The sequence below is a fragment of the Prevotella sp. P3-92 genome, assembly GCF_002251205.1.
Lineage (GTDB): Bacteria > Bacteroidota > Bacteroidia > Bacteroidales > Bacteroidaceae > Prevotella.
In genome coordinates, this window is record NZ_NPJE01000059.1 from 177,721 (window position 1) to 193,006 (window position 15,286).

At 42.1% G+C, this 15,286-nt stretch carries 12 protein-coding genes; 11 read left to right on the forward strand and 1 reads right to left on the reverse strand.

What is annotated here, in order from left to right; translation table 11 throughout:
• Position 1 precedes the first annotated feature (1 nt).
• The 11 genes from CIK93_RS09980 to CIK93_RS10025 all read left to right on the forward strand — a co-directional run bounded on the left by CIK93_RS09980 (position 2) and on the right by CIK93_RS10025 (position 13,974).
• Entirely contained in the window at positions 2-1,075 is a 1,074-nt protein-coding gene (locus CIK93_RS09980; RefSeq protein ID WP_094447267.1) for a hypothetical protein, read from the forward strand.
• A complete protein-coding gene (locus CIK93_RS09985; RefSeq protein ID WP_094447268.1) occupies positions 1,068-2,453 on the forward strand; it encodes a hypothetical protein in 1,386 nt (461 codons plus the stop codon). The genes CIK93_RS09980 and CIK93_RS09985 overlap by 8 nt, the downstream gene beginning before the upstream one ends.
• Before the next feature lies 1 nt (position 2,454).
• Positions 2,455-3,819, forward strand: coding sequence for a hypothetical protein (locus tag CIK93_RS09990; RefSeq protein WP_094447269.1), 1,365 nt, complete (start codon positions 2,455-2,457; stop codon positions 3,817-3,819).
• On the forward strand, positions 3,819-3,944 hold the full coding sequence (locus CIK93_RS14035) for a hypothetical protein (protein ID WP_256387582.1): 126 nt from the start codon (positions 3,819-3,821) through the stop codon (positions 3,942-3,944). The genes CIK93_RS09990 and CIK93_RS14035 overlap by 1 nt, the downstream gene beginning before the upstream one ends.
• Positions 3,945-4,223: 279 nt before the next feature.
• A complete protein-coding gene (locus CIK93_RS09995) occupies positions 4,224-5,474 on the forward strand; it encodes a hypothetical protein (protein WP_094447270.1) in 1,251 nt (416 codons plus the stop codon).
• A 372-nt stretch (positions 5,475-5,846) separates the two neighbouring features.
• Positions 5,847-6,215, forward strand: coding sequence for a hypothetical protein (locus CIK93_RS10000; protein WP_094447271.1), 369 nt, complete (start codon positions 5,847-5,849; stop codon positions 6,213-6,215).
• Between the two features lie 102 nt (positions 6,216-6,317).
• Positions 6,318-6,581: a hypothetical protein gene (locus CIK93_RS10005; RefSeq protein ID WP_094447272.1), complete on the forward strand. Its 264-nt coding sequence runs from the start codon at positions 6,318-6,320 to the stop codon at positions 6,579-6,581.
• A complete protein-coding gene (locus CIK93_RS10010) occupies positions 6,568-7,023 on the forward strand; it encodes an N-acetylmuramoyl-L-alanine amidase (protein WP_094447273.1) in 456 nt (151 codons plus the stop codon). Before CIK93_RS10005 ends, CIK93_RS10010 begins: the two co-directional genes overlap by 14 nt.
• A gap of 4 nt (positions 7,024-7,027) precedes the next feature.
• On the forward strand, positions 7,028-7,606 hold the full coding sequence (locus tag CIK93_RS10015; RefSeq protein ID WP_094447274.1) for a DUF6549 family protein: 579 nt from the start codon (positions 7,028-7,030) through the stop codon (positions 7,604-7,606).
• 259 nt (positions 7,607-7,865) lie between these two features.
• On the forward strand, positions 7,866-12,200 hold the full coding sequence (locus tag CIK93_RS10020) for a phage tail tape measure protein (RefSeq protein ID WP_094447275.1): 4,335 nt from the start codon (positions 7,866-7,868) through the stop codon (positions 12,198-12,200).
• Positions 12,201-12,351: 151 nt separating this feature from the next.
• Positions 12,352-13,974, forward strand: a complete 1,623-nt coding sequence (locus tag CIK93_RS10025; protein WP_144007619.1) for a hypothetical protein — start codon at positions 12,352-12,354, stop codon at positions 13,972-13,974.
• On the opposite strand, the gene CIK93_RS10030 is transcribed toward CIK93_RS10025, so the two are convergent.
• A complete protein-coding gene (locus CIK93_RS10030) occupies positions 13,969-15,156 on the reverse strand; it encodes a site-specific integrase (protein WP_254046780.1) in 1,188 nt (395 codons plus the stop codon). The two genes, CIK93_RS10025 and CIK93_RS10030, sit on opposite strands and share 6 nt — an antisense overlap.
• Between the last annotated feature and the right edge of the window lie 130 nt (positions 15,157-15,286).

Sequence of the window (15,286 nt, forward strand, 5' to 3'; positions counted from 1 at the left end):
TATGGGACAGACACTAAGTAGAATCCGCAACCTCTATGCTTTTGAGGATGGAGACCATATCGACGCACGAATGGGCGTGAATATAGAGACTGGATATGGATTGACGCAATATTGGGATACGAACCGTAATGCTGTATCGAATACAGACTTCACAAAGCATCCGGCAACGCTCTATCCATTTCCATACTCCAGCAAGAGAGGACAATATGTTGTTCCAGAGACACAAGGCCAACAGTGGTATTATAATAACCCTGATGCAGACAACGCAGGTATTCTCGACGAGGCAGGGAATGTCAAAAACACTTATAATAGCCTCTTCGAGGCAACGACAATCATTATTGGTGGGGTGACCTATCCAGCGCTTAAAATCATCGGCAACCTTGCGACAGCAGCAGACCTGACGGATAAGCATATCTATTACAGAAGCACGTACAACGGCAAACCGTTTACTTGCTGCGAAGTTATTCACGTGCAATCATCGGTCGGCGATGCGAAAGAAATCCTTATCTCATTAGAGACTGAAGACGGAAGTGGCAGTAATGTCCTGTCGAACAACAATAACTGGATTACCATGACGGCCACGACACTCAGGGCTGGAGCGTCTGTAACAGGCGGCACCTACCAATGGCAGAAGTTTGTCAATGGCGTGTGGAAAAACGTTACACCACAAATGGGGATCATCGAGGTTGTTGCGAGCAACAAAATCAAGGTGTATAACGCTGGGGTTGACTCAGAAGACATCTTCCGTGTCGCTGTAACGTTTGACGGCACCACAACATACAAAACGCAGCAACTTACAGATACGGCAGATGTCTATTATATCTATGACGGGTGCAGCCAAGCAGGGGATGCCGTTAAGGCTGGCGTATCTGTATCTTTCAATCCTGTTGTATATGACAGACGGACGAACGCTGTTGATACTACGAACCAATGGAAGTTCAGCTTCCGGACGATAAATATGATTTCAGGCGCAGAGGTAGGATCTAAATCAACAAATGTTCCATTCGTTGTGTCATCGAGCTTAATAGATAGAGAGAAAGGTATAACCGTAATAATCAGCGCGACTAATGAGTAATCTAACGAAGATTAAGAACCTATTGCTGGCACCATCAGATGCCGTGCGACGATATCTCGTGTTGTCGCCACAAACCATATCTGCAACGTATGCAGGGGCATGGAATGGGACAAACGTTATTGAGGTGTCGGTATGGATGCAGAAGGGCGATAATGCACCTACGCAGATCGGACTAAAGGACTACACAGTAGATGTATATTACGACGGTAACGCAGTTGCATCGATATCAAAGAATAACACTCCGTCATTCCAATTCTCTATACCTTTGGGCACGAAGATGTGTGATGTCCGTCTGCGATACGGCGGTGCATACGTCGATACACAATCGGTTGTTATAACATCTGACGGAGCGAGAGGCCCTTCTCTACGACAAGAGAGATGGACTGTTGGTGTACAATATATGGCTGGCAAGGATGGGGAAAAGTATGAGGATACTGTGCTGTCTGGCAATTATGGCTTCTATCATTGTATTAAGACACACACATCAACGGAGGCTGACGAACCAGGTAAAGGTAGCAACTGGGAGCAGTACTGGGAGAGAGGTACGCATATCGACAACTTGGCAACAGATATCTTCCTTGCAGAGAAGGCGTACATCAACAACCTTGTTGCTATGATTATACAGACAGGATATGCAGGCGTGCCACATATTGAAGCGAGTGGGTCAACGTTTGAGATTTACGGATATGGCGTATATCCTGCAATACAATTGGCGGTAAACGACCAGAAACAAGCGGTACTGAGGTTTTGTAATGAGACCACAGGAGAAGCGTTGTACGATCTCGGACCAAGTGGCATCATGAAGGAATTTTCTGAGGTTAGTAATAAATATTTCCCCAACCAATTATATAAGTTGCCATTTGCAAAGAGAGTGAAGGAATTCCTTAACATCAAGGAATCCTATACTCCTAATTACTACCTCTTCCAAGAAGGATATAAGACTCTGGGGCAGGGAGATAATGCTACGCGACAGTACAGTGTATCGGGTACATCAACACCATCAGAGTATAATGGCAAGTATTTCGTGGAAGAAAGTTATAGGAGTAGCGTTATGGAAGATGGATATTATGTTAAACCAAACAATGGCGTATATATGAAGTTCTCTGGCCAACAGGCAGAAGCAGCACCTGTTGCTTCTGCTACGGGAGTGACGACAGATGAAGGTAGTTATGATCACCCATTGGACGTATATGTCATCATCTTATATGAGGTGTTAAGAGGGAAGATTACAAATCAAATACCAGTGTATTTCACCAAGATATGGGAAGCTGGAGCAGCGGTTAGCGTGGGATGTGACGAGTTCGGAAAAGAATTAGACACAAATACCTATCCTGCTCTCTATAGTTATTGGTTATCAAAACAAAAAGTAGAGATATAATATGGCAGCAAAAGAAGCAAAAGAAATCGAAGATCTCCAGTCTATCAATGACAACACACAGGTGTTGGGATATGACAAGGCAGGAAACAAGTACGGATGGATTAAAGTCGGACAGATTTCAAGTTCAGACTGGTGCGGATGCAGGTGGAGGAAAGACTCACTTACGACAGTAGGAGAGCCTGTAGGCTCCATTCCCAAGACAGAAAAGATAGCTGAGCTATTTGGGCTTGGTGGTTATCTTGTACAAAACAACCACAGCAGACGAAAACTCAGTACTTCGACCCATCTTCAATTTGCAAGTGGTGGAACTGCAAAGCTGGATGGAACAATGGGACATTATCAATGGGGTAGTGGTACGGCTATCTATTATGCCACATGGAAAGATGATATCTATGAGTATGAGGCCATAGATACGAAACCAATACCTGGACAGATGAACATAAGAGTGCCTGTCTTTTCCAGATCATGTGCAGGATATGCAACGATTGACAGAACAGAGAACCGGCTCGTGAGCTACATAAATAGCGACACGCGTTATCGAGGTGGCAATAATGATGCCGCAAAAGATGGTGCATATAATTCTATGTTAGGTCTTCCAGCTACCTACATAGATGTACCCACCGCTGCAACATACGCCAGAAAGAATGGAAGTCTATGGTTCTGTAATGAACGAGTTGTGTTTGCAATAACAGCTGTGATAATGAGAATTTATTATCACGACCGCGATATTCAGGCGCACCTCGGAATAGGTTGCACTTGTATAGAAGCTTGGGGTGGAAATTGGGGCTATTATCCATATATTCCACTGTCAGCAGGAGTGGAAAAAGGTGATTACACAGGAACTTTCTCTGTAAACGTCAACAATAATACTGTTGCGACAGACATAGCAGGAATACCTTCTTTTTTCGGGCTTAAAAACTTTTATAAGTATTTATGCTGCATAGAAGAGGATATGTTATTGAGTTGTAACCCCGACAAAACGCAGAGCGTATATATTGAACATAATATCGATGGACACATCTTTGATGTGACAAAAACAGATGGCAAAGTGCTAATGGGCAACACACCGGCTTATGGTGCCGAAGGATGGACATACATAAAGAAAGAACATCTTGCGAGCCTTTGCAACTTCCCACTGGAGATAGGCGCTTCACCAAATACAGGCTATGCAGATGGAAATTATAATCCACATGCAACAGGAGGTCTCCGCGGTCCGGCTTGTTTTGGCAATGCTGGCTTTGACGTCTTGGCTGGCTCGTTGTACTTCAATGGCTACGATGCCCCCACGGTTGCCGATGCGTACTACGGCGTGGTCCTCTGTGAATTCAGGGAAGCATTCAGCACAGAGCCAACGCTGATAACATAATGAACAAGGAAAAACAAAGGACACAGGGCGCACAGCGCCCCTCGTTTGAAAAATTTGAAAAAGAGATCTTTGACTTTTTGGGAATCGTGGATTTTTTTGTACCTTTGCAAGCGCAAAAAAGGTAGAACTCTCTCACGCACGTCCGCGGTCCGGCTTGTTTTGGCAATGCTGACAATGACGACTTGGCTGGCTCGTTGTACTTCAATGGCAACAATGCCCCCACGAATGCCAATGCGAACTACGGCGTGGTCCTCAATAGAAAGAAATCAAGAGAGTGAGCCTTCCCTATCGGGAGAACATAAACAAGATGACGGAGAGGCTCGTAGGATAATGCCGAGCGCCATACTCGTCGGGGTAAATCTACAGACCCAACAGATCCACACATTTACGACACTCACCCGACTATGCGAAGAATAAAAGACAGTCGGGAGAATGAAACGGAGAAAAACGTCAGGGATGCCTTTGAAAACTTCTCGCGTGGCAAACACAACCGTGCTGCCATCAAGAAGTATGAGGCAGACCTTGACGAGAACGTCCGTGTGGTTCTCGCCGACATCATCAATGAAACCTTCGAACCGCAAGGTTATAAAGAGAAGGTAATACACGAGAAGAAGACAAGACATCTTGCCAAAGCTCCGATCCGTGATCATCACACAGAGACTGCTGCAATGTTGCCCTATGAGCAACAGGTTTACGATTATGTATCTTGGCGTGCTCCTGCCGTTATTCCCGGTATGGGAACACATGCCATGTTTCGCTTCATACGAAACACACTTTTCAATTCGACACAAAGCGAAGTGATGTACAATCTCACTATGGACATTCATCATTATTTTCCGACGATGGACCATGCCATCATTAAACAGAAAATAGATAATTCATTCAAAAAGGGGAAACTGCGAACTTTTATCTATAAGGTGATAGATAGTTATATCTCTGGAATACCTCTTGGTATTAAACTTGCACAACTACTGGGTATGTTGTGTTTGGCGGATTTTGACCGGAAAGCGGAACGACTGTTCGACATTGCGAAAGATCCAGAGCGACTGGCATACTGGACTGATAGGTATGTAAACGAAATTATTGGAACAGCCAGTGAGAAGAATAAATACATTCTGGATATGGGCGCAACAGCGATGGCAGAGAGATTTGTACAATTTGCCCAAAAAGGTCTGCCTCACTATTATCGATTCGTGGACAATCTCCTTGTATTGCATGAGGATAAAGCTTTCCTGAGAATAGTCAGAGAACTATTTATCATGCACTTAACAAGAGATTACCATTTTGAGCTTAACAAAGACCATAATGTGCGTCCGACTTGGATGGGAATACGATTATGTGGATATGTGTTCTATCATGATCGTGTGCTAAGTAGCAAAGCAAACAAACAAAAATTAGCAAGGAACGTAAAACGCCTGCAGAAAAAAGGTCTCGACGAAGAGGCTATAAGAATCAAACTGGCGAGTCAGTTTGGTTATATCAAACACACCAATTGCATTAACTTTATAACACAAATCAAAATGGAAAAATCACTTGGAAAAATCATCAACAAGAGGCGTATTAAGTCACCATTTGCAGATCTCTCACCAGATTGCAAAAAACCGTTCTCTCATATTGTAAATAAAAGAGATTGTTCGGGGGGGGGGGGAAATTAAAATCTATCTTCTTGACTACATCATACAAGAGAGCAAAATTGATAAAAAGAAGATAACAGTAACAGTTCCAGACTCCGACGGAAACAATCAGGATATAACCAAGACTGTAGCAGAGAAGGTTCTGGCTATCAAATACAAAATTATCGTTAGAACATTCCCGGTTGGAGATGATGAACAATATATATTCGAGAAGAAAAAAGACAATAAAGGCGTGGCTACTGATGAAGATGCATATTTCTATTCTTTCACAGGGAGCAGGATCTTAATCGAACAGGCCCTAAAAGACTTCTCGCCTGCAGACCTGCCATGTCCCACGATTATCCAAGAGTTGGAGGGTAAAGATGGTAAATCATATTATAAATTCACGTAGTTATGAAACATTATTCTGCAATTTACACACAGCCAAAAACTTTTGGCAAGTTTAGCGAAGGCAAGATTATCGGTTATCTAAACGAGAAGATAATACCAGATTATCTACCGCAAGACGCAAAGGAATCTGTCATAGCATATCAATATACCGGACCAGAGAAGGACGGTGGTACCATTATGCCATGTGACGATCCTACATCCTACCCGGATGTGGTTAATGCAATTATTCGCTCGAAATATACAGAGAGCGAAGAGATGGCTATACACCGCCATCATGGCAATGACCCTGAAGGATATGCGGAGGAATGGCAACTGTACAATAGAGACTGCGAAGATGCCAAGTCTCTTGCCAAAACATGGCTGAAAAAATAAGCCCCTAACAACTGCTTACGCCCTCATACTCATGTGTGGGGGCGTATTTTCACACCTAACACCAATAAGGTAACTTTGCCGTATAAACAAGAAGACAAAGTTATGAAACAAAACACAAAAGACTGGATACAGTACACATCGGCTATTGCACTAATCGCATCAGCAATTGTCATGGCATTCACCAGTTTTATGACAATTAACGACATTACGAGTGGTATCAATGCCTATATAGGTATTGCTATCAGTGGTGGACTTGCCATATTCGGAGTAGCTGCCTATATGGTTAATCAAGTGACACAGTTTAAGACTGAGATACGCAAGGAACTCGATGAAATGAAGAAAGGAGCGAAAGATGAGAAGAATTGATAGGATATTCATTCACTGCACAGCATCATACCAAGAGACAACAACGGAGGCATCGCTACGCAGAGAATTTAAGGCTAAAGGATGGAAATATCCAGGTTATCATTATGTGGTCCAGGCGAACGGTCATATTATACATTTGCTCGATGAGATAGATGTGGCCAACGGGGTCAAAGGATATAATGCGCATTCCATACATGTAGCGTATGTAGGTGGTATTGACGCAACTCACCCGAATGGTATTGACAATCGGACACCTGAGCAAAAATTTGCTCTACGTGAACTTCTGGCCAAATTGAAATCACAATATCCAGAGGCGAAGGTCCTTGGTCATCGTGACATTTCTCCTGACCTTAACCACAACGGAATTGTAGATCCATGGGAACGCATCAAAGAATGTCCATGTTTTGATGCCTTAATTGAATACAAAGATTTTAATATGTAGCAATATGAGAAAGTATATAGTTATCATAGTCCTAACAACGATGTTCATAATACTTGGGGGCTTACTAGTGGGCAGTCTTGTCACAAGACAGGGCAAGTATCAAAAAAGAATCCGGACTCTTGAACAGCAAATAGCGTATTCTTCCATCAAAACACCTATCAGGAGGAACACAATCAGGGATACCATAAAAACAGCCACTACAGATGTAGTTATGGCAGAGCTGAAAGACCTACGCAGGCAAAAAGCTATTGATGAGAAAATAATATCTGATCTAAATCTTCGATTATCACAAATACAGTCTATACAGACTACAGGCATTGGAACAACGGACACTGTAACGGCAACCGTTGACACATTGACACAATCATTTATGTATCATGACCAGTGGAGTGACATTCGGTTCTCTCTGAGAGACACGACATTCTATTATAATATTCGAGATTCTCTGATGACAATAGTCTATAGAGAATACAAACATCGCTTCCTCTGGTGGAGATGGGGAACAAAAGGCTATCGAGTAACAATTGTAAATTTCAATCCTCACGCATCAATCCAATATAATACTTATGTGCATACGAAATAGACGAAAAATCCTCGATGTGAATCGGGGATTTTTTTGTTTTCATTAAAAATAATCAATAAAAGAATTGCAAATATGGGGAAATAAGCATAACTTTGTGGAAAATAAATAATTAAATACATAACAACTATGGAGATATTAGCACTTTTACCTGTACTTTGGGTTATTCTTTACATCGCCCAGCGTGGAGAGAAATAAGTATTTTCGTATATAAAAGATGTGCGGTATGTTTGCAGTAAAACTGTAACATACCGCATATTTTATGGCAACAAATGAAAGAATGACAGCGGAGATTGTTCTGAACACAAAATCTGCACAGAACGAACTCAAAAGACTTGAAAAAGAGCTAAAGACACAGAAGGAAATACAGGAAAACTTGATTAAATCAAGAAAAAAGGGGGACGTAGAGTTAGCGAGGAGCATGCAAGCTTCTATAGACCGCCTGAATAAGAGCGTTGGTGAACAGAAGAAATATGTCCACGGACTCTCTACCGCATTGGATAATCTATCAGAACATTCATACAAAGATTTGCGAAATACCATGAATCAGCTGGAGAAAAAGCTGAGGAGTGGTTCTGTCAGAAAGAACTCAGAGGAATGGAAATATCTGTCATCCAAGATACGAGAGTGTAAGGATGAAATGAAAAAATATACCGAAGCGACAGAACACAGCCAAAACTACATCCAAAAAGGAGCAGATTTTTTAAACAAAAACTGGGGGGCTCTTACTCAGGGCATAGGTGCTGTTACAGGCTTATCCGTGGCAATTCGTAGTACCACCAATAAATTTGCTGAAATGGACCAAGAGATGGCCAATGTCCGCAAATACACAGGACAGGTGACAGAAGAGGTTGAGAAAATGAACGAAGACTTCAAACGAATGGACACCCGAACTCCGCGCGAAGAGCTCAACCAACTCGCAGGGGCAGCAGGTCGTCTTGGCATCACCGCAACCTCAGATATAGAAGAATTTGTTGATGCTGCAGATAAGATACGCGTTTCCCTTGGTGATGACCTGGGACAAGAAGCGGTCGATCAAATCGGTAAATTGGCAATGGCATTTGGCGAAGATGACCGCATGGGATTGCGAAATGCAATGCTCGCTACGGGTTCGGCTGTCAATGAGCTTGCGCAGAATTCGTCAGCACAGGCAGGATACTTGGTTGATTTCACAGCACGTGTAGCTGGCTTTGGCAAACAGCTCGGCCTGACACAAGCACAGATTATGGGCTTTGGTGCGGTTATGGATGAAAACCTCTTACGTGACGAGATGGCATCTACCGCATTCGGTAATATGTTGACGAAGATGCAGACGGACACTTCCAAATTTGCAAAGATTGCAGGTATGGACGTGGAGAAATTTACAAAACTTCTCAAAGAGGATGCAAACCAAGCTATATTGACACTTGCGGACAGCCTGAAACGACAAGATCCTCAGACCATGATGAAGATGCTTAATGACATGGGACTTGATGGTGCACGTGCCGTTGGCGTATTGGCCACACTTGCCGACAAGGTGGACGATGTACGTGACCGGCAGAAGATAGCCATAGAAGCTTATGAACTGGGTAATAGTGTTATTGAGGAATTCAATGTACAGAATAACACAGTTGCTGCAGGCATAGATAAAGCCAAGAAAAGATTCAATGACTTGTCTGTTGAGTTAGGCGAGCGATTGATGCCTATTGTGAAATATACTATTTCGACAGGTTCATTGCTAGTAAAAACACTATCTGCTATAACAATGTTTGTGTTTGAACATAAAGCAGCTCTCACAAAACTGGCAATAGCTATTACTATACTCTCTGCATTATGGACAAAAGACATCATTCTAATTAAGGCAAGAGCTGCAGCAACAGCTGTTGCAACGCTGACAGACAAGGCTGCGACAGCTGCATCTATACTCCTACGTAGTGCCATGTTAGCACTTCATGCATCTATGACACTCTTAACCAAAGGAGTAAAAGCATACACCGTAGAAATGAGAGCAGCACGAATCGCTGGCATGACAAACCCATGGACTGCGCTGGCTACTGTTGTGACGGTTGTGGGTGTTGCGATATATGGCGTTACATCTGCATTGATCAAGCATAGGGAAGAGATGAGGAAAAATACGCAAGAGTACAAAAATGCGATAGCAATACAAGAATCAAGAAGAAAACTTCAGAAGCAAGTGGCAGAAGGAACCATAGATGAGCGTGATAAAATAGATAGATTGAGCAAAGTGATTCGATCTAATGCCTATACCGTGAACGAACGAAGAAATGCCATCCTGGCACTTCAAAAAATAATACCAAACTATCATGCTGCGATTAACAAAGAAGGAAAGCTTTATGTGTATAATAAACAAGCGATTAAAGAGTATATCAAGGAGCTGGAAAACGCAGCTCTTGCAGAAGCCATATACTCTCGCAAGGTTGAAATCAACAAAAAGAAACTTGACCTTCAGATGAAGGAAACGAAAATACGAGGATCACTGAAAGCAGTACAGGCAGAACGTGATGCACATCCAGAGGCATATAAAAGCAGACGTGTGGCACCTGCTTATAGTAGATTGGATGGCAAAGGTGTTGAGACCAATCAACTTCTGATAAAAAGTAATGAACAGGAGCAAAGGCACAAAGAACGTCTTGCGCAAGTCGAAAGTGAGGAAAAGGCTCTTGAAGCAGAAGAAAATGTCTTGGACCGTACTATTAACAAGAATAAAAAACTGCAAGAGTATTATAAAAAGAAGCAGAGAAAAGATCTGTTGAATAACAATACTGCTCCATCAACACCAAGTAGCGTAAAACAGGAGTATGTTACAGACGAGGAGAAAAAACAAGAGGAAGCAAAGATAAAGAAGATAGAGGAGGAGAATCAGAAAAAACAAAAAATACAGGTGAATGCAGTAAAAGCGCAGTATAAGCAGGAACTGTCAGAACAGATACAGAGCTATATGGCAGGGCAGATGACCTATGAAGAATTTCTAAAGGCCAAGCATGAACTGACACTTCGCTACTTCGAGAACCTCAAGAAAGTATATGGGGAGGATTCTGACGAGTATAAAAAAATGCTTGATGACAAAGTGAAAGAGGAGCAGGATTACAACGAGAAACGAGCGCAATGGACTGAAAAAAGTATGGAGATAGAGCATTTGGACATGCAGAGATCTATACGTAAGCAATATATGCGCCAATCTGTAGTTGACGAAGAGTCAATGAATGAAGCAATCTTTCAAGAAGATATCGCATATTTGCGCAAAAAACAAGAGCTCTATCAGTCTGATCCGAAGAAATGGGCAGAATATGAAATGGAGATAACAGCTAAACAGAAAGACCACCAGTTCCAACTTGAGCAGAGCTATATAACCAAACTTAAGCAATACCGCGAGCAAGCGAGACTTCAGGATTATGAAGCCATGAAGAATTTGGAACTGAAGAGTATTGAAACAATATATGGAGCACTTGTTAAATCTGGACAGATGACAAAACAAGAGTATGATGATATTGTTGACTATATCAAGGAAAAGTATGACGATCTCCAAGAAGAACGTGAAGAAGATATAAGTGAAGAAGTCAGACGGAACGCATCAAAATCACTCAGAAAAGCCAAGAATCTGGCAGGTGCAGATTATAACGGCGAAGCAACTGATATTGCATCAGGAATTGCAGGTTTCGCTGTCACCATCAAGCAGCGAGAGCAAATCAATAAAAAGCTGAAAGAATTGTATGGTGAAGACTATGAGAACAACAAGGAATATCAAGAAGCGAAGAAGCAGCTTGATGCAGAAACGAACGATGCAATTGTTGGCCAAGCACAAGCCGCATACAGCACCATAAGCACATTCTTATCTGCTGCAAGTAGTTATGCTCAAGCGTGCAGCGATCTTGAAGTGGCAAAGATTAACGCTAATTACGACAAACAGATAGCTGCTGCCGGGAACAACACCAAAAAGAAAGAGAGACTTGAGGAGGAACGCGACAAAAAGATAAAAAAGGCAAAGACGGCAGCGAATAAGAAAGCGATGAAAATCGAGATTGCACAGGCAATCGCATCCACGGCATTGGCAGCGATCAACGCCTATGCTTCTACGGAAAAGATACCTATAATAGGACCGACTCTTGCGCCTATTGCCGCAGGTATAGCTACTGCTGCAGGTCTGGTGCAAGTTGCTACCATCAAAAAACAGCATCAAGCAGAAGCTGCCGGTTATTATAAGGGAGGATTCACTGGCGGTAGAGAATACAGGAAGGAGGCTGGCGTGGTGCATGAAGGCGAATTTGTTGCCAACCACGAGGCAGTCAACAACCCTAATCTGCTGCCGATTCTGACATTGATAGATCAATACCAAAGAAATAATAAGGTGGCATCACTGACAGCTGCCGACGTAACGAATGTTATGGGCGGTCCTGCTGCTGCGACGGTAGTGTCTCCCGTAATCAACGTGAAAAGTGACAACAGCGAGTTGGAGGACGTATTAGACTCCATCCGTGATACGAACAATAGGTTGGCTGTGCAGTTGGAAAACGGCATCGGTGTGGATGTTCCCATCGATGGGGAAAACGGCATATACCGAAGACTTAGAGAATATGAAAATCTTTTGAAGAGTAAGTAAAAGAGTTATGGCAACAGTTTTGTTTTTAGATGGCATACAGGTCTATCCCTCATCTGGTCAGAATATTAAACTGACACGCGAGAATCCGTATTTTACACAGTCTGACAGTTATACGCTCGATGTGACAATTCCATTGGACATCCTTGAGAATATGAGATTCTTTGGAAATATCAATCGCGTGGAAAAAAAGAAAATAGTCAAGAAATTCCAATGCAAACTAATAGTTAACAATAGAATTCTTCTAGACGGATCTGCCAAAATGGTTCAGATAACAGAGAAGGAAGTTAAGGTGCAGTTGTTAGGAGGAAACTCTGAAATAAACTTTCTATCAGAAGACAGTAAAGTGTATATTGACGAAATGGATTTAGGCTTCGCAGGTGTTGACCTAACAGAAAGCGCTGGATGGGGCACGGCTAACAGCCAGATATTCGTTATAGACTGGAGCAAAGTAATATGGACTTGTACAAGAGGATATGTGCGATTCGTGCCAAAGGAAGTATATGACGAAACTCTAGGGTGGAGTCATATTGCGTTCCACTACAATCTTATCGATATGCTAAGAACAATATTTAAGAACCTGGGGTATGAACTTGGAGCAAGCTTTCTCGACCAAGACCCATGGGATAAATTATATGTGGCGACAGCAAACTATACGAATCATCCATCACATACTCTTCCACACTGGACACCTAAAAACCTTTTGGATGAATTAAAGAAGCTCTTCAATATAACGTTTGTATTTGACCAATTAAACAAGAAAGTCACTGCTGTTGCCAACTCGACGTTTTTTTCGGAGTTGCCTGTCAATTCGATAGAAGTGACAGATGAGTTCTCTGTAGAGATGAGCGAGGAGAACAGTTCTCAGTCAGTATCATCAGACAACTTGTCTTATGATATGTCTGACTCGTCTCATCATGATTATGATGTAATTGATGACAATGTTCGTAATAATGCACCAAAAAAGGAATTTCAAACATCAACACAGGCAAGAACCGCTTATAATGCAGCGACAGAGGATGAGAAAAAAAAGAATATATATTGCTCGCCGACATCAAAGATGACAGGATGGATCAATGAATACAAGGACGGTGAAGCTATCAAAGAACGATTGGAATTAACCCAAATCGACGTATTTTCCCCTCTCGTTAGAGAAGAAAAAGGTAATAAGATGGCATTAAAGATATGTCCCGTGGCTATCGGCAAATGGGTAGAGGAAGAAGAAATCTATGGCCGTAAGCATATTGTAGAATATAGAGTACCGTCACTTTCATGCCCAACAGGGAGCGACAATGTTGTAAAACACGGACTAGAAAATACGTCAGGAGGTGGAACAGAACAATACACCATACAGGAATATATCCAAGGTGAAGAGAGTATCGAGAAACAGGAGAAAGAGGATAGAATGCAAATTATGTTTATTCCCAACACTCCGAAAAGCGTTCCGTGGAAGATTAGCTATACCAAGGCAATGGCGTATCCTGCCTTTACAGATTACCTATTAAAAAAGGATGATAATGCAGAACAGCCACCAATGTGGTCGCTCTCGCTTAATCCTTCTGATGCAAAATACTATATTGGTCAGCTTCACAACAACGGATTCTCGTTTAACATGAAGGCAAAATATTGTGTCAAGTTCGCATATAAAGGTATTCCTGATGCTAAGAGAATATTCGTCATTCGCAACAAGAGATACGGATGCGAGAAAATAGAGGTCAATATTACAGACGAGGGAGTGGCGGATATAAAGACCGCATATCTATACGAACTATCATAATACACCTTTGTAATTCATCATCAATGGATTCGCTTCTTTTATGTCAAGCGGAGTGTATGTGTTTGTGATAGCAAGGGAGGAATGTCGCGCCTGATCTCTGACTGTTATAGGATCGACACCAGAGCGCAACATGTTGGTGATACCAGTGTCTTTTAAGCTATAATAGACATATTTCTTGGAAAACTTCAAGTCTTTACGAAGATGCTTGTCCCAATAATCACGGAAATGCTTTTCGGAGTGTTGATGCTCTCCGGGACGGAAACCATCTGAGAATAGGTAGCAATCGCTGTGATAGCGGAATATTTCAAGGTCGATCATTAGCCTGGCGACACAACGTGGCATCGTAATAGTAACGCTGTCATGATTCTTGGTCTGGTCACCCATGAGCGTGATAGTATTCTTGTCAATGTTGATATCCCGAACTCGCATTCTTGAGAGTTCCTTTGGACGGATGCACATATAATGGGTGAGGTAACAAGCCAACAGATAATAGCGGTTGTTCCTCTCGCAATAATCCTTTATTAAGATAAGGATTTCGTCAGGAATAACGGTTCTTTCCTTCACATAACCTCTAATTTTTACGTTAGAAAATTGTGCGCAGGGGTCTATGGTTATATATCCGCGCTCCAAAAGGTATGATACGAAGCTACGAAGCCAACCAAGGTAATTATTACGAGTGACAAAACTATTATTACGCTCGATATAGACATAGTCGAGAAAACGACCGATAACAAGATGATCTAACTGATACATATATATAATATCAGTATTGGATTCCGCCCATTGACGGAAAATCTTTAGATAACTGATATAGCTACAAACAGTATCTTCTCGGAGGCTTCTGTCATTCAAACGCTTATAAAGGTAATTGTGATAGAGGTCGATAACGTCAGAGAAAAGAGAATAGGTAAGAGAGTCCGAATTTTCAATCCAAGGATTCCAGCCTGCCTCTAATTTACGAGAAAGATTTTGAATCATGGCTTTCGCACGACGAGTAACTTCCTTGCGAGTTTTGCATCTACCGAGCATGTACTTTTTACGTTTCATCCGCTTCTCGACGGGGTTATAAATCATAAAATGAACATACGTTTCTTTGCCAATAGTGAGCTGTGGCATAGTCCAACCCTGTATCTCATGCGAAACAGAATCTTTTTTTCTATGGGGATAATTTTTTTTATCCATGTCTTTTAATTTTTTTGGCATGGACAATGTTAGTACTAATATTGATAATCGAAGTCTCGTCCGAGTTGTGTCCGAGTGATTTCGTCCGACCTTTCTTAAATATGAGGGAAGTAGCTGTAACTCAGCCACT

What these genes read in the sequence shown, in the direction of transcription:
- CIK93_RS09995 (WP_094447270.1), top strand. Translation starts at nt 4,224, where the DNA reads ATGCGAAGAATAAAAGACAGTCGGGAGAATGAAACGGAGAAAAACGTC.
- CIK93_RS10005 (WP_094447272.1), top strand. Translation starts at nt 6,318, where the DNA reads ATGAAACAAAACACAAAAGACTGGATACAGTACACATCGGCTATTGCA.
- CIK93_RS10010 (WP_094447273.1), top strand. Translation starts at nt 6,568, where the DNA reads ATGAGAAGAATTGATAGGATATTCATTCACTGCACAGCATCATACCAA.
- CIK93_RS10020 (WP_094447275.1), top strand. Translation starts at nt 7,866, where the DNA reads ATGGCAACAAATGAAAGAATGACAGCGGAGATTGTTCTGAACACAAAA.
- CIK93_RS10030 (WP_254046780.1), bottom strand. Translation starts at nt 15,156, where the DNA reads ATGGATAAAAAAAATTATCCCCATAGAAAAAAAGATTCTGTTTCGCAT.
- CIK93_RS10015 (WP_094447274.1), top strand. Translation starts at nt 7,028, where the DNA reads ATGAGAAAGTATATAGTTATCATAGTCCTAACAACGATGTTCATAATA.
- CIK93_RS09990 (WP_094447269.1), top strand. Translation starts at nt 2,455, where the DNA reads ATGGCAGCAAAAGAAGCAAAAGAAATCGAAGATCTCCAGTCTATCAAT.
- CIK93_RS09980 (WP_094447267.1), top strand. Translation starts at nt 2, where the DNA reads ATGGGACAGACACTAAGTAGAATCCGCAACCTCTATGCTTTTGAGGAT.
- CIK93_RS09985 (WP_094447268.1), top strand. Translation starts at nt 1,068, where the DNA reads ATGAGTAATCTAACGAAGATTAAGAACCTATTGCTGGCACCATCAGAT.
- CIK93_RS10000 (WP_094447271.1), top strand. Translation starts at nt 5,847, where the DNA reads ATGAAACATTATTCTGCAATTTACACACAGCCAAAAACTTTTGGCAAG.
- CIK93_RS14035 (WP_256387582.1), top strand. Translation starts at nt 3,819, where the DNA reads ATGAACAAGGAAAAACAAAGGACACAGGGCGCACAGCGCCCCTCGTTT.
- CIK93_RS10025 (WP_144007619.1), top strand. Translation starts at nt 12,352, where the DNA reads ATGAGATTCTTTGGAAATATCAATCGCGTGGAAAAAAAGAAAATAGTC.